Origin of the sequence: Paenibacillus lactis (assembly GCF_017873605.1) — a bacterium.
Lineage (GTDB): Bacteria > Bacillota > Bacilli > Paenibacillales > Paenibacillaceae > Paenibacillus_AQ > Paenibacillus_AQ lactis.
The window spans coordinates 40,817-60,123 of sequence record NZ_JAGGKI010000018.1 but is presented as its reverse complement, the minus strand read 5'-3'; the positions used below and the strand labels follow the sequence as shown (position 1 = coordinate 60,123).

General features: G+C 49.7%; 12 protein-coding genes and 2 pseudogenes. 7 read left to right on the top strand and 7 right to left on the bottom strand.

The window, feature by feature from the left end:
* Positions 1–15 precede the first annotated feature (15 nt).
* From J2Z18_RS24530 to J2Z18_RS24515, 4 genes are all read right to left on the bottom strand, one after another.
* The gene (locus J2Z18_RS24530) at positions 16–726 is read right to left on the bottom strand and encodes a lipase family protein (RefSeq protein WP_028404304.1); all 711 of its coding nucleotides are present in this window, start codon (positions 724–726) and stop codon (positions 16–18) included.
* A gap of 135 nt (positions 727–861) precedes the next feature.
* Positions 862–2,004, bottom strand: a complete 1,143-nt coding sequence (locus tag J2Z18_RS24525) for a nitric oxide synthase oxygenase (RefSeq protein WP_051425038.1) — start codon at positions 2,002–2,004, stop codon at positions 862–864.
* Positions 2,005–2,226: 222 nt separating this feature from the next.
* Positions 2,227–3,726: a malate:quinone oxidoreductase gene (locus J2Z18_RS24520; RefSeq protein ID WP_210095499.1), complete on the bottom strand. Its 1,500-nt coding sequence runs from the start codon at positions 3,724–3,726 to the stop codon at positions 2,227–2,229.
* A gap of 344 nt (positions 3,727–4,070) precedes the next feature.
* Entirely contained in the window at positions 4,071–6,998 is a 2,928-nt protein-coding gene (locus tag J2Z18_RS24515; RefSeq protein ID WP_210095498.1) for an insulinase family protein, read from the bottom strand.
* 326 nt (positions 6,999–7,324) lie between these two features.
* Between J2Z18_RS24515 and J2Z18_RS24510 the strand changes: the two genes are divergently transcribed.
* From J2Z18_RS24510 to J2Z18_RS24480, 7 genes and pseudogenes are all read left to right on the top strand, one after another.
* Positions 7,325–8,956, top strand: a complete 1,632-nt coding sequence (locus tag J2Z18_RS24510) for a spore germination protein (protein ID WP_210095497.1) — start codon at positions 7,325–7,327, stop codon at positions 8,954–8,956.
* 3 nt (positions 8,957–8,959) lie between these two features.
* Positions 8,960–10,050, top strand: a pseudogene (locus J2Z18_RS24505) (GerAB/ArcD/ProY family transporter).
* A complete protein-coding gene (locus J2Z18_RS24500; RefSeq protein ID WP_007131406.1) occupies positions 10,047–10,256 on the top strand; it encodes a CLC_0170 family protein in 210 nt (69 codons plus the stop codon). Before J2Z18_RS24505 ends, J2Z18_RS24500 begins: the two are co-directional and overlap by 4 nt.
* Positions 10,257–10,296: 40 nt before the next feature.
* Positions 10,297–11,523, top strand: coding sequence for a Ger(x)C family spore germination protein (locus J2Z18_RS24495; RefSeq protein ID WP_210095496.1), 1,227 nt, complete (start codon positions 10,297–10,299; stop codon positions 11,521–11,523).
* 159 nt (positions 11,524–11,682) lie between these two features.
* A pseudogene (locus tag J2Z18_RS24490) lies at positions 11,683–13,279 on the top strand (spore germination protein).
* Positions 13,280–13,313: 34 nt separating this feature from the next.
* Positions 13,314–14,537 carry a Ger(x)C family spore germination protein gene (locus tag J2Z18_RS24485; protein ID WP_028404296.1) on the top strand — a complete coding sequence of 408 codons (1,224 nt, stop codon included), beginning with the start codon at positions 13,314–13,316 and terminating at the stop codon, positions 14,535–14,537.
* 69 nt (positions 14,538–14,606) lie between these two features.
* Complete coding sequence (locus tag J2Z18_RS24480; protein ID WP_028404295.1) at positions 14,607–15,743, top strand: GerAB/ArcD/ProY family transporter; 1,137 nt, start codon at positions 14,607–14,609, stop codon at positions 15,741–15,743.
* Between the two features lie 111 nt (positions 15,744–15,854).
* Here J2Z18_RS24480 and J2Z18_RS24475 read toward each other — a convergent pair whose 3' ends face one another.
* The 3 genes from J2Z18_RS24475 to J2Z18_RS24465 are packed head-to-tail and all read right to left on the bottom strand — an operon-like array spanning position 15,855 to position 19,154.
* A complete protein-coding gene (locus J2Z18_RS24475; RefSeq protein WP_210095495.1) occupies positions 15,855–17,234 on the bottom strand; it encodes an extracellular solute-binding protein in 1,380 nt (459 codons plus the stop codon).
* Positions 17,235–17,274: 40 nt separating this feature from the next.
* A complete protein-coding gene (locus tag J2Z18_RS24470) occupies positions 17,275–18,144 on the bottom strand; it encodes a carbohydrate ABC transporter permease (RefSeq protein ID WP_210095494.1) in 870 nt (289 codons plus the stop codon).
* Positions 18,145–18,203: 59 nt separating this feature from the next.
* Positions 18,204–19,154, bottom strand: coding sequence for a carbohydrate ABC transporter permease (locus J2Z18_RS24465; RefSeq protein ID WP_007131401.1), 951 nt, complete (start codon positions 19,152–19,154; stop codon positions 18,204–18,206).
* Between the last annotated feature and the right edge of the window lie 153 nt (positions 19,155–19,307).

The window sequence follows — 19,307 nt, the reverse complement described above, 5'->3', positions numbered from 1 at the left end:
ATACCTCTTTCTTACTCAACCATCCGGACATAATTCATAAATCTTGGCAATCAGTTCCTCGGAGTTCGTTCGGAACGTTTCATTAGCGTCGGCCCAAGACGACTTTAAGAAATATGATGCGTGAAACCGCCAGCCTTGATGATCCGGATTAAAGTCCATTTGAATTTCGCGTCCAGGCTTACCGTTATATATTCTGGATCCTGGTTTGCGCCAGCTGCCGATTTGCGTGATTCTGTCTCGATTTTGGCCTGTTATATATGTAAAGTTCTCATTATATGGAATGTTCTTCAAATAAAATTTCGGGCAGCCCACAGCAAACACTCGAATCTGCTGATCTCCGTAGTGTTCTTGCAACTCAAGCCCAGTCCGGTATGCGATCACGCCGCCGGCGCTGTGACCGATCAGAATCAACCGTTCCACATCGGCTGCATGCGCCCGTATGATGTGTGATGCTTCCTTAACTCGGCGCGATTGATCACGAACCAAGTCATAGCCTGCTTGACTCAATTGACGGGTCAACAGACGGATTAAAGCCGAACCTTGCTTGCCGTTGGCCAAACCATAGGGGAAAATCATCACAATTTTAGCATGACGAAATCTTTTCGCAATCTCATTGGCTGCGTCTTCAAAGTTATTCCGATATGTCAGGATACCGGCAAAAAAACACACCAGGGTGCGACACTTCTCCGTGCATGTGCTGCTTGGCGATATGTAAGCCTCTGTCATGATTTCCCCCTACTTAATTTATCGACTCATTATGTGAAATTTATAACAATCCTTACTTATAAACGTTTAAACGCTGCCGATTGCCGGTACGCTATGCAACTGTCCCTTAATCTAGAGTTTATCACGCCATATTTACTAAAGCATTGTTTCATTCGAGCTTGAATCCGAATCTCTATAGAAAAAATTAGGCGTCACGATCCGATTGTCATATGAACGATGAAAGATATGTGTCGTGGCGGGCGACAGCGGCGGAATAAGCCACGTCCAGTCCCCTGTTACCGGACAGCCTCTCTTATCCTCATTTGACTCGAAGCGTTTAAATTGCTTGGCAGCTGTATGATGATCTACAATCGTAACCCCATTCTTCTTATAAGAGTACAAAACAGCCACATTCAATTCAACAAGCGCACGATCGCGCCATAGCGTAGATTCATGCGTTGCAGGCAGCCCCATGATCTCGGATAGTGCCGGCAGCAGGTTATACCTCTGCTCATCCGCCAAGTTGCGAGCGCCAATCTCCGTTCCCATGTACCAACCGTTGAAAGGAGCCGCCGTATAAGAAATACCACCAATTTCAAGCCGCATGTCGGACACAATCGGCACTCCGTACCACCGAATGCCGAGCTCCTGCAACTGCGGGTATTCCGGGTGTTCAATCGGCACCTCGAGCACAAGCTCCTTGGGGATATCAAACCAACGGGGTTCCTTTCCTTGTGCGCTTATCACCAGCGGCAACACATCGAATGGCGTTTTCTTTCCCTCCCAGCCGAGCGAATGACATAACGATGTCAACGCAAGCGAATCCGGGTCCCCAACCATCCCATCATCCGTCTCATAGCCAGCATATCGTATAAGCTGACGATTCCATATTCGCGCATCGGATTTATGCTTCAGAGGATCTGCCGGTCTAAAAACGGTTATTGCAGGACGGATTTGGCCGCCATTCGTAGCGTATGCTATATGCTTGAACAAAGCATCCGCCATCTCCTCATCGGTAGTGACATGACGGGCATCAAACACGGTAAGTCCTTCCCAAAACAAGCGGCCAATGCAGCGATTGCTGTTTCTCCAAGCCATGCGGCAGCCATGGGTTAACTCCTCATAGGTATGCTCGTATGTACCCGACTCCATGATTTGCGTTTGTACTTCAGCCAGGCGTTGATTCAATTCAGCTTCCGGTTTATGTAATTCAGTGTAACATGCTTGTATAAAATGGGCGGCCTCAAGCTTAAGCCGTTCCAGACCCAATCCGTGTTCTTGTACCTGTACCAAAATCATCTTGCTCCTCTCATCGCTCCTCAAGCCTTCAGGAATATACTACCTTGAAGTCCAGCCAACGATCAAACCCATCCGCCTATTGTTCGGATTTTGCTCACATCTAGTCATCTCATCAAGCACAATACAAAAAAAGAACCTCAATCCAAAGACGGATTAAGGTTCTTCTGTGAACCGATCATCAATGAAAATTGAGAGATCGATCTCATCAATATAATTAAAGAATTAACTATGGACGAGTTCTTTTTCGCTTAGACCAAGCGTCTTCGCAGTGGAGTGATGAATTTCTTGCAGCAGCTCAGGCTGATCCACGAGGGATACACCGTAAGAAGGAATCATTTCTTTAATCTTCGGCTCCCACTCCTTCATATGCTGAGGGAAGCACTTCTGCAGCACTTCCAGCATAACGTGAACGGCCGTGGAAGCACCTGGCGAAGCGCCGAGCAATGCAGCGATCGAGCCGTCAGAAGCGCTAATGACTTCCGTACCGAATTGGAGCGTGCCTTTGCCGGCGTCCGTATCCTTGATAACCTGTACCCGCTGACCTGCTACGACAATTTCCCAATCCTCGCTCTTGGCGTTCGGGATGAACTCCCGCAACTCCTCCATTCGTTTTTCATTGGATAGCAGCACTTGCTGGATCAGGTATTTCGTCAGCGCCATCTCTTTAACGCCGGCTGCCAGCATTGTGAGCAGATTGTTCGGTTTAACGGAACGGATCAGGTCAAGATTGGAGCCCGTCTTCAGGAACTTCGGCGAGAAGCCGGCAAAAGGTCCAAACAGCAGGGTTTTCTTATTGTCGATGTATCTTGTATCCAGATGCGGAACCGACATTGGAGGAGCGCCAACCTTGGCTTTCCCATATACCTTGGCATGATGCTGCGCGACAACCTCCGGATTGTTGCATACCATGAATAGGCCGCTTACCGGGAAACCGCCGATATGCTTGGATTCGGGAATGCCCGTCATCTGCAGTAAAGGCAGACTGCCTCCGCCTCCGCCGATGAAGACAAATTTCGCCGTATGCTCCTCTACTGAACCGGTGTCGATATTACGAACTTTAAGTTTCCAAGAACCGTCGCTGGTTCGTTTAATATCCTTCACCATATGCTTGTAGTGAACCTCAACGTTGTGACTCTTCAAATGGTCGAACAGCATGCGCGTTAAAGCGCCAAAGTTAACGTCCGTTCCGGAATCAATTTTGGTGGCCGCCATCGGTTCGCTGGAAGTCCGTCCTTCCATGATCAGCGGAATCCATTCCTTCAGTTTCTTCGGATCTTCGGAGTATTCCATTCCTTGAAACAATGGATTGTTTGACAGCGCTTCAAAACGTTTCTTTAAAAAGCTAACATTGCTCTCCCCTTGCACCAAACTCATATGAGGAATAGGCATAATAAAGTCCTGCGGATTGCGGATCAGATTGCTGCTAACCAGATAAGACCAGAACTGACGTGAAAGCTGAAACTGCTCATTAATTTTAATCGCTTTGCTGATATCTATAGATCCATCAGGTTTTTCGGATGTATAGTTAAGCTCGCACAACGCAGCATGTCCCGTGCCTGCATTATTCCATTCGTTGGAGCTCTCTTCCCCTGGACTTGCCAGTTTCTCAAATACGCTGATTTCCCACTCCGGCGCCAGCTCTTTCAGTAATGCTCCCAATGTCGCGCTCATGATTCCGGCACCAATTAAGATGACGTCTGTTTTTTTCTGAATGCTGCTCATGATATCCTTCCTTATCCACTATATTTGCAAAAAAAGAGTAGGCGCCGCCGCTTATAAAATCTAAGCAAAACGTCACCTCAACAAAGAACCAGTTCCGATGTAATGATCACCATATCATTCTAGTCTATTATAAATATTTATAGATTAAAATATCTACTACTATCTGATAATTATAAACGATTTCATGCTAGGGACAAGAACTTATCACATAAAATCACAAAAGCCGCCGATTTTTGGCGACTTTTGATCGATATATATGATCGATAGACATCTCAACCTGTGGTTGATCGACGGCATGTGATAAGGTGTAGAGCGTTTAGACCCGCAAAGCATTGCCCCCCTAATTACTTCTCAAACAAAGGAAGAACTTGGTGGAAAAGCTGCCTCTGGGCTTCTACGCTGTCTTCATTCCCAACCGTGCACTTACTCCCCAGTTCGAGAACCGATTCAACAAGCGGAGCAAGACCCGCAACGTCTTCCGCCGTTGTATTCAGCACCTCGTCCCTTTCTCTCTGCAAATCATCATCATCAAACTCGGAAAGATACGAGGCCAGCGCGTTCGCAGAAGCAGCTGCCGGGCTGTTCGCAGGCTCTAGTTCCCGGATCGCACCGATGATATAACGTGTCATCTCCTGGTCACTCGCCTTAAAGCTGCGTAAATAATCGGGGATTTGCGCATAAACCTCATATGTTCGAGCAAGGTTCGGATCCCGGTAGGATACCATATAGCTGTTACCGTCCCGCTGGAATCCGGTCATGCAGCCATAAGCTCCGCCCTTTACCCGGATCTGGTTCCATAAATAATCATAGGATAGAATCATTTTCAGTACGCGCAAAGATCCGGAATATTGATATCCCTTATCGATAAAGTTGCCTGTCTGGGCTGCATATTGGACCTCGGACGATGTCTTGAAGCCTTCATTGCGAAACTCCGGCGTGAAAATCACCGTATCCCGCTGCACCGGGTGATGAAACAGCTTCCCTTTAAACGCAGCCGCCAGGGGCTTTACCCTTGCTATGCCTTCTTGCTCTGCCGTATAGCTTACCAGCAGATTTTCAGGTCTGAAGATACAGCCGGCCAGCTCCTTCAACCGATGAATAAGCCCCTCCTTCTCCTCGTCAAAATGGCTCTCCAAATGCTCCAGCAGCCGGTAGTGCGAAATCCCGCCCACCCTATCGCGGAAACTGTACACGGCGGAATGATAGGACAACGCCCGCTCCCTTGCCGCCAAATGACCCGATGAAATCAGCTTCCGCTGTTCGCTGGATTTGAGCTGTGCGATCAACTCATACAGCCGTTTGGTATCGTCGAATTTCGAGGACAGGATCATTTCCTGGATCAATTCGAACGCGGAGCTCAGCTGACTGTACAGCACCTTCGCTTGAAATTCAAATACGGCTTTATAGCCATTAACCTGCTTTGTACTGCCGTATGCGTCGATGCTCGTGTGGATCCCGCCTGTATGAATATTAATCCGATTGGCCAGTTGATGGTAGCTGAAGCGCTCTGTGTCGACGGATCCGATTACCCCCTCCAATACGCCGGCATAGGCAAGTAATTCCTGTGGAACGTTCGACAGATCAAAGCATAACCGCAAATAACCGATTCCGTTTGTGAACAGTGGGTGATATAAGATCGTGGTATCGTCCAATCGATCAAGCTCCAGGCCGAGCTTTGGCGATTTCGGATCCAAATCCTCCCGCGAAAGCAAGGGGATCGTTGCCGACTGCTCCTTCGTCGAAGGTTCATTCTGGTATGCCTTAAGAGCCTTGGTGCGATCGACGAGCTGCTGCAGCTCATCCGGGTTCAACTGATCCCGGTAAGTTTGAAGACGAGCTCTGAGCTTCTGCTCTTTTTTGATGCTCAGCCCGCTTTCCGGAACGACAGAGACAATGGATGCATGCGTATTTCGGATCAAATACCGCTCAATCAGCCCCTCGAAATACCGTTTATCCATGTTTTCTCTGAGCCGGTTAAAGATATGATGATTTTCCAAATGTACAAATGGAGCGTTATCATCATAAAGCCAGCTCCCGAGCGCTTGCAGCGCATAACTTAAGCCCTTCGGGTAACGGCCGAAATCGGCTTCGCGGTATTGAAATTCGTATAGGCTGATGCCGGCAAGCAGTGAATCCCTGTCGATACCATTGCTTACCAGGTCATTCAATACATTCGTAATCGTATCGACGAATTGATCCCGATCCCTCTGATTGCTCCCCTTCGCAACGATGCTGAAGAACGGCTGATAGACTCGGCTCTGATAGGTTCCATACACTTCCTTCGCAATCCCTTGGTCCAGGATGGATTGTCGAAGCGGGGCGCCTTGCGATCCCAGCAGCGCATAATGCAATATTTGAAAAGCGATCGTCAGCTCAGGATCCAGGCTCGTTCCAATCACCGCATTATACGTCAAATAAGAGCGATTCTCCTCCGATTCTCCGCTTCCGATCGGGTACGTCCTCACGGCTTCTGCCCGTTGATGAAACGGAGCTTGAAGCGCGATGTCCGAAGCTGCGTCAGCACGGTCATAATGAGCAAGATACGCCTCGTCAAGCCACTTTAGCTTTCCCTCCATATCCATGTTTCCATATAAATAAATGTAGCTGTTGGAAGGATGGTAATATTTCGAGTGATACGCCAGCAGCTCCTGGTATTGCAGGTTAGGAATATCGTCCGGATGTCCGCCGGATTCATAGGAGTAGATCGTATCCGGAAACAGCGTGTTCAACACGGACCGGTATACGACCCGTTCAGGCGCGGAAAAGGCGCCCTTCATTTCGTTGTACACGACACCGTTATATTTAAGCTCCGCATCCACCGCTTCCAGATTGTAATTCCAGCCCTCCTGAAGAAATATTTCTTCTTGATGGTGAATATTGGGATGAAGAACCGCATCCATGTAAACATCCATCAGGTTCTGGAAGTCTTGATCATTTCGGCTCGCTACCGGATAAATCGTTTTATCCGCGAAGGTCATCGCATTCAGAAAGGTGTTCAAGGAGCCCTTAGCCAGTTCTACAAAAGAATCCTTGGCAGGAAACTTGCGTGACCCGCAAAGAACGGCATGCTCCAAAATATGCGTTAGCCCCGTATTGTCAACCGGCGGCGTCCGAAATCCGATCGTAAATACTTTATTCTCATCGTCATTCGAGAGCAGAATGATTCTGGCCCCGCTGCGCTTGTGCTCAAGCAAGGCTCCATCCGACTGGATATCCTTCAGTCTTCGATGCTGCAATACTTGATATGACGTTAATGAATCCAGTGTCTTCATAATCGTAACCTCCATGACCGTCTCCATGTTGAGTACGGTAATTTGTATGTTTCATTTTTTATTATTCCGTGATCGGGTGCAGCCTCCCCTTCCATATAAACATTCGACATGTCTGCCGCAGCTCCTCCGCTCATCTCTACCGATGAGGAGCGTCTTGGGCATCGTTATATACAAGAATCCCATATGTGTCATCTAAGGTTAAGTGATTCAACCCGCTCTCGATGGGTTCACTACCACAATTGATAAAAATTACAAACAGTGGAAATACTGAGTCAAAATATTCAATTGCTATGAGCACCGTTAAATCGGGAAAGGTGTGAACATCCATGTCTTTTTCCAAATGGCAGGGGTCCAACCGGTCAAGAAAGGGTAAATCCGCTGACAAACCGGTGACAAAGCAGGTAGAGGGTCGGAACATCTCCGAAAGTCTAGAGGAAACGACGTCAAGCATCAAGGATCTCCTCGGGGGCAGCGACGATTTTATCGTCCATTCCTTCCAGATATTCGGACAGCATGGTGCGGTCCTGTTTTATTTCACCGATATTACGGACCATGTCGTGATCAATAATACAATATTGAAGCCGCTCAAGTACGGTCCCCCCCATATCGATGTGGAGAGCATCCCGCTTCATGCGCTGAGGGATACATTATTAGAGGATACGCTTTATCATAGCGAAGGATTCGCCGAACGAAATATTTCAATACTAATTGACAGTCTGCTGCGCGGGCAATCCGTCGTCGTCATCGATGGGCTGAACGAGGCAATCGTCATCGAAACCCGTAAGATTTCCCAGAGATCGATCGAACAGCCAGCCACGGAACAAGTCATTCGAGGGGCCCGGGAAGGCTTCATTGAATCCTTGGGAACGAATATCTCCCTTCTTCGATACCGTCTGCAGACGCCGGATTTCCGGGTGAAATCCATGCAGATCGGAACGAAGACCAAATCCAAGGTTGCCGTCTGTTACATGGAGGGCATCACCAATCCGGGCATTGTTCAAGAAGTAAATAAACGCCTATCCACCATCGATATTGATGCCGTGCTCGATGCCGGCTACTTGGAGCAATTTATTGAAGACAACCACTGGTCGCCGTTTCCCCAGATTCAATATACGGAGCGGCCGGATAAAGTCGTAGCCAATCTGCTCGAAGGAAGAGTAGCTATTATGGTGGATGGATCACCGATGGCTCTCATCGTACCGACCGTCTTTAGCCAGTTCTACCAGACCGTCGAAGACTATACCGAACGGTATGTCTTGATGAGCGCGATCCGGATGTCCAGGCTCGTTGCCCTTATCTTCTCATTAGTCTTCCCTTCGCTATATGTAGCGATCATTTCATTCAATCCGGAATTGATCCCTACCGAATTTGCCGTTGCGGTAGCGGGCGGACGAGCAGGTGTACCTTTTCCAGCGGTCATTGAAGTGTTGGTCATCGAAATTTCCATGGAGGTTTTGCGTGAAGCGACGATTCGTCTGCCACAGCAGGTTGGCGGTGCCTTATCGATCGTTGGGGTGCTCGTCATTGGACAGGCTGCGGTTGCTGCAGGCTTCTCAAGCCCGATCACCGTCGTCATCATTGCTCTGACAACCATCGGGTCATTCGCTACACCCGCATACAATGCAGCGCTCGCACTCCGGATTCTGCGGTTCCCATTAATCATTTTGGCCGGCGTGTTCGGTCTCTATGGCGTTATGGTCGGGCTTATTCTCATTACGAATCACCTGCTGTCGCTCAAATCGTTTGGCGTTCCTTACTTGAGCCCTTTCGTTCCGGGCAACGTTCAGGGCATGCGCGATTTGCTGACGCGAGGACCACTGTGGAAAATGAAGAACAGGCCTTCCTTCCTCCACACGCAGGACATCACAAGATTGGGCGACAACATGATTGACCAAGTCGATCATGCTTCAAATAACATCATGAGTTCCACCCATCCTAACGGAGAAAAGGGGCGTTAAACGATGAATAATCAGCGCCAAGTAACCGTATTGCAGGCATCGGCAATCACGATCAGCACGATCGTGGGGGTCGGCGTCCTAGCACTCCCTCTTGGGGCGGCACGCGCAGCGGACGCCGGAGCCCCACTTGTCACATTTTTGGGGATGGCGCTCGCCTTTGTCGGTTTATTTTTCATGACCCGCCTGGGCATGCGATTCCCCAATGATTCGTACATCCAATATAGTGAAGTCATCATGGGCAGGTGGCTCGGCACGATTGGAAACCTTGTATCCATCGTCTTCTTTGGCGTATTGTGCTCGCTGGTGGCAAGAGAATTCGGTGAGGTTGTCGTCACAGCCGTGCTCAAGAATACGCCGCTGGAAGTGACCGTACTCGTGATGCTGCTTCTGGCAGCCCTCTCCTCACGCAAGAACATCATGTCTTTTGCCTACATCCACTTATTTTACAGCCCATTTATTCTCGTACCCGCATTGCTGATTGTCGCCCTTTCCTTAAAGAGCGCCAACATCATCAACGTGCTTCCGGTCTGGGGGAACGACCCGAGCGGGATCCCAATGGGGATCATTACGCTCTCCACGATGTTTCAGGGTTACTTTATTATGATGATGGTCATCCCCGCCATGTGCAGACCCGAGAAGGCGATGCGGGCAAGCTTTTGGGCAATGCTGGTGACGGGCTTGCTGTATACATTGATCGTTATCGCAACCGTCGGCGTGTTCGGTGCGGAAGAAACGAAGACACTGCTCTGGCCGACACTCGAGCTGGCCAAGGCGACCTCACTGCCCGTGTGCTGGAGCGCTTGGATGCAGTATTTCTTGCCGTATGGGTTACGGCCGTATTTACCTCCTTGTTCTCTTGTTATTACTTTACCATCTATTCGATTAGCAAGATGTTGAAGCTGGCTGATCAAGGGATGCTGTCTTTTTTCATACTACCGATCTTGTTCGTGCTGGCGATGCTTCCCCAGAGCTTGCTTCAATTAAATGAATGGAATGCCGTCATATCCAAGTTCGGACTGCTGATAACCATTGTGTACCCAGGCGTGCTGCTGACGATCTCGAAGCTGCGCAAAAAAAGAGGTGCTTCCCGATGATCGGTGAAATCTACAGCGGTTATCTGTATGTCGCCATTGCGATTTGGATCTTGACCGGGTTATTTAATCTTGTTGTCGATACCCGCAAATATGATCAATCGAAGATGGACAAGGAGAAGAAAGTATCGCGCGTCCTAGGCTGGATCAACATCGTGTCAGGCATCGTCATTTTTTTGGGGGCTATGACGTTAAAAATCATTTTATGAGCGTGACGATATGGATCAATCCCGGGGAAGGAAGATTTCTATGAGAGAACATGCATCCGTAGATTACAAGCTGAGAATCATCATGACCCTTCTCCTCCTAGCATCGCTGCTAACAGGCTGTTGGGATCGCATGGAGCTTGAGGAGCGTGCCGTCGTCCTTGGCATATCCATAGACACCGCCGGGCCGGATGCGGCGAAGAAGGAAGACGAGGTATCCCACCTCATGGGGAAATATCCCGCTCCAAAACAGAGCATGATTCAGTTGTCCGTGCAGATCGCTCTGCCGGGGCGTATCCCCCTCGGGCCTGGCGAGAGCGGCGGCAGCAGCGACGGTGGTGGAAAACAGACCGTGTGGGTGCTCAGTGTCGTCGGTCATACGATCGATGATGCCATGATGAACTTACAGCAGCAGATATCGGGAAAATTGTTTTTCGGCCACCTCCGTGTCATCGTCATCTCCGAGGAAATTGCAAGGAAAGGTATCCAAAATATAAACGATTATCTTGTACGCCGAATGGCATGGATGATGGTGTCGAAAGGAAAAGCAAAGGCGCTGATGGAAGCTGCTCCGAAATTGGAGCGCGTCCCGACGCTGTACTTGGCATCCACGTTAGACGATGCCGTTAGGCATGGGAAATTCCCGACCAATTACATTGGAACGTTCTGGAGCAATTCCTCGAAGAAGGGTCAAGAAGGATTCCTCCCTTACATTCAAATCATGGAAGGTGAGAATGTTCAAATCAGCGGGATCGCTTACTTTAAGGGGGAGAGGATGGTCGGCACGACAAAGCCGTTTGAAATTGCCGGATATTTGGTCATCAAGGGAATCAGCCCGGCGGGATACCGGGGGATCATCCATTTGGGCGATGACTCGCAAATCGTTACGATCCATGCGACAAACCGGGAAGCAACGACGACGGTTAAGATCAAGGACGGCGTCCCCCACTTTACGATCACGGCAATGACGGAGGTCAACGTCGAAGAGAAGAATGAAGAAGTGATACCGATCAATTCATCCCGGATCCTTGAGGAAATCGCCTCAGAGAATGAACGTTCCGTCAAAGAGCTGGTCCTCGGGCTTCTTCGAAAGACCCAGGAGAAGGAATCGGACATCTTCGGATTCGGCGAGCTCGTACGGGCAACAAAGCCGACGTATTGGAATCGGAACGTTCGGACGGCCGACCGGTGGCAAAAGCTCTATAAGGAATCTACATTCGAAATCCATGTGACATCAAAAGTTCGCAGAGTCGGAATGAAAGCAGAGTAAGGTTTTTCCGACCAAAGCGTATACCGGCTGAGCTCTGAATGCGGATCTGCCTGTGCTTAGTTTCGGCTCTACTCTAAGAGCTCCCTGCATGCGCGGTTACGATTCCAGGAAATAGGTAACCCTTAGTTCATACGATAACTGGTTAAGGTGGTTTTAGAGATGTTCTTTTTCAAGAAGCGCAGCCGTTCAGCCGCCCGATCCAAGACCAGAGAAGAGCCAATGCTGCAACAAGCGGTTACGGACGGTACCGCCTTGTCCGAGCAGTTGGACATGAATTTAAGCATCATCCGGGAGCGTACGGGCGACAGTCCGGATATCATCATACGGAGGCTTGACCAGGTTGTGGGGTGTGAAATTCGCGCGGCCGTGATCTTTATTGATGGTCTGGTGAAAGATCAAATCATCAACCATTCCATCATGGATTCCTTGACGCAGGTCAGTTCTATGGAAATCCCCCCTTCCCCTACCCCGACTCAGATTGTCAGCCTGATCCAGAACCGGTTTCTATCCAACGGAACAGTCAGCGAGCTAAACAGCATGGATCAGCTGCTAAATGCGGTATTAGCGGGGAATACGGCGATTCTCGTGAACGGCTCCGTAAAAGGCGTCCTGGCGAGTTCTTTCGGCGGCGAACAGCGCAGTGGAAGAACCCCAGTCCCAAACCGTTATTCGCGGACCTAAAGAAGGGTTTACGGAAAATATCCGAACGAATACCGCCTTGATCCGCCGGAAGATCAAAAGCCCTGACCTGTGGATCATCAACCGAAAGATCGGACGCCAGACACAAACCGATGTTTCGGTGATGTATCTGCATGGCATTGCCGATGAAAAGATCGTGAATGAGATCCTCCAACGGTTGGACCGAATTGATACGGACAGCATTTTGGAGAGCGGATATATCGAAGAATTTATCCAGGACCGGACATTCACGCCTTTTCCGACCATAACAAATACGGAGCGTCCCGATGCGGTGGCCGGCGCGTTATTGGAAGGAAAAGTGGCGATTCTGGTCGATGGGACCCCATTTGTGCTCATTGCCCCCATCACGATCTTCAAGCTGTTTCAATCCAGCGAGGACTACTACCAGAAGCACAACATCGCCACATTTCTGCGCTTGCTGCACATGGTTTCGTTCGTGATTTCCATGCTATTGCCTTCTCTCTATATTGCGATCACGACATTTCATCAGCAGATGCTCCCAACCTTGCTTCTGATCAGTCTGGCCGCACAACGGGAAGGCGTTCCCTTTCCGGCATTGGTCGAAGCGTTCGCGATGGAAATTACGTTTGAAGTTCTGCGGGAGGCCGGCGTTCGTATGCCGAGAGCGATCGGATCGGCGATTTCGATTGTCGGAGCGCTCGTTCTCGGTCAAGCTGCGGTTCAGGCCGGCCTGGTGTCGGCTGCGATGGTCATTATCGTTTCTTTTACGGCCATCGCCAGCTTCGTTGCCCCATCGATCAGCATTTCGAACTCGGCGCGGCTGCTGCGGTTCGGCTTTATGATCCTGGCCGCCACTCTAGGCTTGTTCGGAATCATTGCCGGCATGATCGCTGTGCTCATTCATTTGAGCGGGCTTCGCTCCTTCGGGATTCCTTATCTGGTTCCAGTCGCTCCCTTCATTCCTTCCGATCAGAAGGATACCTTGATCCGGGTTCCATGGTGGGCCATGAAGCGCAGACCGAGATTGATCAATACGCAGAATGTTACAAGACAAAGCAAAAATCTAAAACCATCGCCATCGGAAGACAATGAATAAACAAGCATCATGGCAGCTAAAGAGGTGATGATGTATGGACCGCAATCGGATAATTCCAATAGTTATGCTAATCTTCCTGCTGCTCCTGAGCGGATGCTGGGACAGCAACGAATTGAACTCCCTGAGCTTTGTTGCCGCAACGGCAATCGACCGGGACGAGGATCGAAAGCAATGGGTCATTTCCTTTCAAGTCGTCATTCCGCAGGCCATTGCCACGCAAACCGGCGGCGGAGCCGGCGGCAGTCAATCCCCGGTCACCATCTTCTCGACACGAGGCCGAACGATCCGTGAAGCGATGCAGAATGCAAGCTTGGAGACGTCACGAACCCTCTTTTTCGGTCATAACTCGGTCTTGATCATGAATGAAGGCGTAGCTCGGACCGAAGGTGTAAAACAGATGCTGGATTTCTTTCTGCGTCCGATCGAGAGCCGGGAAACGATGTCGGTCCTTCTGACCAAGGGAAAAGCCTCCGATCTGTTGGAGGTATTCATCCCGCTTGAGAAAATAAACGGCAACGCCATTCAACGGGTGATCGAACAAAGCCATGACAAATTGTCGCAGGTCCAAAATATCAAGCTCATCGACTTCGCAACGATGGTCGCCGATCCAAACTCCGATGCAAAAGTTCCCGAGGTGAGGATATCCGGTAATAAGCAATCGCAATCCTCGCTGGATGCGCTTAAATCCACTCGAAGCAAGGCCGTTATCAAGCTTGGGGATCTTGGTGTTTTTCGCCATGATAAATTAATCGGCTGGATGAATCGCCGGGAAAGCCGCGGCGTTGCCTGGTTGTCGAATGAGGTCAGTCAGATGATCATTGTGTTTCCGTGCGATGAAAGAAATCCCGACCAACTTTCGAGCTTCGCTGTGATCAAATCATCGACCGAGCTGGATCCCAAAGTTCATGCGGACGGGATCGTAATGGATGTTCGAGTTAAAGCGGAGGGGGTGCTGGATGAAATGAGCTGCCCTATGAAACTGAAGGACCCGGATGTCATCAAGGTTCTGGAGCGGGCGATCGAGGATGAAATCAAGGAAGAAATCCAAGCCGCATGGAGCAAGATGAGAGAATTGAATGCCGATGTAGCTGGTATCCGTAATGTGATTCATCGGAAACAGCCCGTGGCCTGGAGAAAGCTGAGTCAATCGAAGCAGCCGCTCGAGCAAATCGAGATTCGTATGCATGTCAAGGCGAGTATCGAGAATACCAATATGCTCTACCAGCCGTTCTCGAATATGCTGGAACCGAAACAATAATGCCGAAAGAGATGTGGGGCCAACGCCCGAAACTTCGGAGACAAAGGACAACATAAGGATGTTAAGGATATGGAGAAAATTGATAAGTACCAACTGATCGCAATGACCATATTATTCATTATCGGAAGCTCGCCTTTGTATCAGCTGGGGATCGAGGTGAACCAAGACGCCTGGCTGGTGATGCTCACGGGGATGCTGGCCGGGTTATTGCTGCTTTTCGTCTATATTTATATTCAGAAGCGGAATGCCGACAAGAGCCTCTACCAGATCCTGAAGCGTCATTTCGGCCGTTGGATCGGCACGCTCTTGGCCGTCGCCTACATCTTCTATTTCGTCTATGAATCCATGAGAAACACTCGGGAATTCGGAGACATTATCAATGTTGCCTTCCTTCCGAGTACTCCCCTGTTCCTCTTAATGCTGATCATGATCGTGCTGTCCGGGTACGCCGTATCCAAAGGAATCGAGGTGTTCTTTCGTGTGGTCGAGTTTTTACTCCCGATTACCTTGATCGGCTACCTTCTGCTCGTGATTATGTTTGTTTCGACCAATTTGATTCATCTCGAACGGCTGCTTCCGATTCTTGAAAACGGGGTAATGCCCGTCATCAAAGCGGCAATCCCCAAAGTCATCAGCTTTCCGTTTGGCCAGGTCGTCGTATTTCTCGTGTTCTGGAACCATCTGAACAACCGAAAGGTGTTGACCAAGGTTACGGTGTTGTCCTACCTGTTCGTCGGCATGTTCCTGCTAGTCTTCAGCATATTGAATCTTGCCATTCTGGACCCGACCATAACAAGCATCTCAACGCTTCCGATGCTCCGCAGTGTCCGTCTGATCCAGATTGCGAATTTCCTGGAACGACTGGACCCGATCATAATGATGCTGATCTATATCGGGATATTCGTCAAAATGACAGCTTTCTACATGGCGGCAGTGCTTGGGCTTTCGCAGCTGATCAAAATGAATCATAAGATGCTCACCTTGGCCGTCGGAGGTTTTATCTATGCGATTTCCTTTATTTCGCCCAACCTGATTCACCATCTATGGGTCGGTTTTGAGCAAAATTTGAAATATCATTTTCCGATCTTTCAAATCTATGTCCCCCTTCTGCTTGCCATGATCATTATGCTAAGAAGTTTGTTTTCTCCGAAACGCAAGAGAGGCACCAGACCATCGCCGGTTGCAAAAAAGAATGGTCAAACGTAAAAAAACCGGCCATTTCGGCCGGATATCCTAAATGTACATACAAATTGGAATATTTTATGATATGACGTTCATATACTCATCATGGTTAGGCCCGTCTATGCATATTAAAAGTTACTTCAAATTGGCCGACCATTTCTCAGCGCGCGACTGAAGATCATCCAGGAATTTCTGTATATCCGGGGCGTTGCCAGAGGCCGCTTGGCTGATAAACCCGTTGATTGCCGGAGCGATGTCGCTCATGTAGAAAGGGTTGGCTTCGTCCATCAGCTCAGAATGACCGACGGCTGCGATTTCAAGCGCCTTTTTCACGTACTTGTCCTCCGGCGTAACAAAATCGGCGTTTTTCAAGGTTGGCGTACTGGAGAAGTTTTCGTACCTATATTTCTGCGTCATATGACCGCTCAAGAATTTGAGCACTTCCCATGATGCCTCCACATCCTTGGCATTCTTCGCCATGACGAACGGATCGACCGCCACCCATCCTTCTCCGTCAGGCCCCATGTTCATTACGGGCTCGAACCGGTCCAGAAGCTCTTTGTTCTGCTTCGAACGGTATTCGCTCATGGTGGATCCCCCGGTGGAATCGAGCGCAATCGCGATGTTGTTTTTCTCCAGACCGAAATTTTCAGCTCCCTGTGCATTCACAAAGCCTTTAGGCGGCAGCTGCGCTGCTTCCTTCAGCCATTCCAGCACCTTAACCATCTCCGGTGAATTCAGATGCCACTTGATGCTCTTGACATCCTTCAGCGTTCCTTCCGCTCCCTTGGCGCCGTATGCGAGGGTCAACGCGACAAAGGTAGAGCCGTTTAAGGAGTTGCCGCTCCAGAAGAGGCCGTAATTATCTTCGCCTGTTTTCGGATTTTTCCCGGTCATTTTCTTGGCCTTCTCGAGAATTTCATCGGGACCAGGCTTAGCCGAGAGCGGTTCAACGCCCCAGTCTTCAAAGAGCTTCTTATCGTAAATCGTCATTCTGCGGCCGAGAACGGCAGGAATGCCAAATTGCTTCGTTCCGTCCGGCGACTTGGTGCTGTAAGAATTGTTCATGATCCCCTCAAGATAAATGCCCGGATCGAAGGATGAATCTTTGGCAATCAGGTCATCCAGATCGCGCAAAAGCCCGTCCTGATACCATTGGGAAGCGAAGGCGCCCCCGGTATATAAGACATCGGCGTCACCGGATAAGAGCATTGCCGACTGCTTGGCTTTGACATTTTCCCATGGGATTTGGTACACCTCGAGCTTAATGTTCGGGTACATGATCTTAAACGTCTTATCCAGGTATTCATTGAGACCAATCACTGGATTGCCGGTCAGCGCGTCAATGCCATTCTCCAGCTGCCAGCCGGCGAGGGCCACGCGCACTGTCCCTTCCATATCCGACACCTTTTCGATCTTGACGCCGCCGGTCACATCGGTGTTCGAACCGCCCGAGCAAGCGGCCAGCGTAAACGTCAGCACGAAGGATAATATAAGCAGCACAGCCTTCTTCATTATTTCATGACACCTCCGAATGAATTGCTTATCTTACGATCTACTGCTTAATGCCGGACAGCGCGATACTCTCGATAATATAGCGCTGCAGGAACAGATAAACGGCGATAACCGGGATCAGACTGGCCGTCGTGGCTGCCATGATGATGGATGGCTGTTGGTTAATGCCGTTATTATAGGTGAACATGGCCAGACCGATCTGAATGGTGTATTTGCTTGCCGATTTCAAAATGAGCAAAGGCCAGAGCATATCATTCCACACGCCGAGAAACAGCAGAATCACCATCGTGGCAATGATCGGCGTGCACAGCGGCAAATACACGCGGCTGAACACGGTAAACTCCTTGGCACCGTCCAGTACGGCAGCCTCCCTTAAGCTGCTGGGCAGCTGATCGAAGAATGCCTTCGCCAGGAATGTACCGAACGCATAGTTCATCGCCGGCAAATAAAAGGCGAGGTAATTATCAACAAGTCCAAGCTCGCTGAACAGCAGGTACTGCGGAATCATCGTCATTTCAAACGGGATCATCATGGTGCTGAGGGCGAGAAGAAGCACGATGTTCGCCCCCTTGAAACGAAGCTTAGACAACGCATAGCCGGACAATAGCGCCGATAGGGAGCTAATGAGAATAACGCCTGCACTGACCAGCGTGGAATTCCCGATATAGAGGAACATCTTGATATTCGTGAATGCAACCTCAAAGGTTCGAATGGACGGCTCCTCCGGCCAGATTTTGGGCGGAAACGTAATATTCAGCCGCGCTGCCCAGTCGAAGCTGGTAATCAGCATCCATAAGAACGGTATGATCATTATGAAGGAACCGGCGAACAGCACGATTGTCAGAATCAACTGATTGATCGACAACCGTCTGCGGGGCACAGGCTCCTTAGAGACAGCTGTACCGGACATGGTCTCCCTCCTGTCTTCATGATATCGTGTTTGCAGATCGCCATCATGCTAGGCGGCATTTAATCCAGACTGTCCTTACGCCGGTTCAGCAGCATGAGGCAGACCGTCAGAATGAGAATGATCAGGAATAACAGGTAGGATACCGCAGTGGCAAGCCCCATCTGGGAAGCCAGAAACGCATTCCGATAGATATACAGCACCACCGTCATCAGGCTTCCGCCCGGATTGCCGGCTGTCCCTCCGATTAACCACACATCGGTAAACCGCTTCATCCCGCCGATCGTTCCCATGATGAGCATGAATACAAAGATCGGACGCAAATACGGAATCGTAATGTACAGCCATTTTCGATAAGTACCCGCCCCATCCACCTCAGCCGCTTCGTACAGGTCGCGCGGAACGCTCTGCAGCCCAGCCAGAAAAATAATCGTGTTGTAGCCAAGCGCCCCCCAGAGACTCATGAGCACAATGCTGTACGGCGCCACTTGCGGATTCGTGAACCATCCGATGGGCTCGATGCCGAACAATCCGATGACAAAGTTGATCAGCCCTTCCTTGGACGGAAAGAACAGAAAAGAAAACAAGAGCGTCGTGGCCACACCGGAAACAACGTTCGGCAAGAAATAGACCGCTTTGAAAAAATTCCTTCCCAGGTTCCACTTCAGGTTGTTGATCAAGCTCGCCAAGATGAAAGAAAAAGCGATGCCGAGGACGACCGACCACAGCCCCATTAAGAACGTGTTTGAAAGCGCTTGCCAAAATATGGTATCCCCTAACGCGTACTTGTAGTTGTTCAACCCAACCCATGTACCGGTCAGATTGAGTCCTGACGTCTGATGAAAGCTCATGAACAGCGCGGCAAACATCGGGTAAATGGCGAACACCAGTACGCCAATGATCAGCGGGGCACTGAACAAATACCCCATCCAGTCATTGCGGGTGAACCGGAATTTTCGCTTGGGCAGGCCACCATGAACCGCAGACCCTTTCCCCTCCGGGGTGGATGACACAACCAATCCTCCTCCTTTCATATAATCGCCGGATCTATTGCCCGGCAGTCGGACAAGGATTCCCTGTCCATTCTGTACAAGATTATGTGTTGGATTCCGGATTGATTCCGGATAATGTATCTTTCTTTTTTCCCGGTTTATCGACGCTTACCA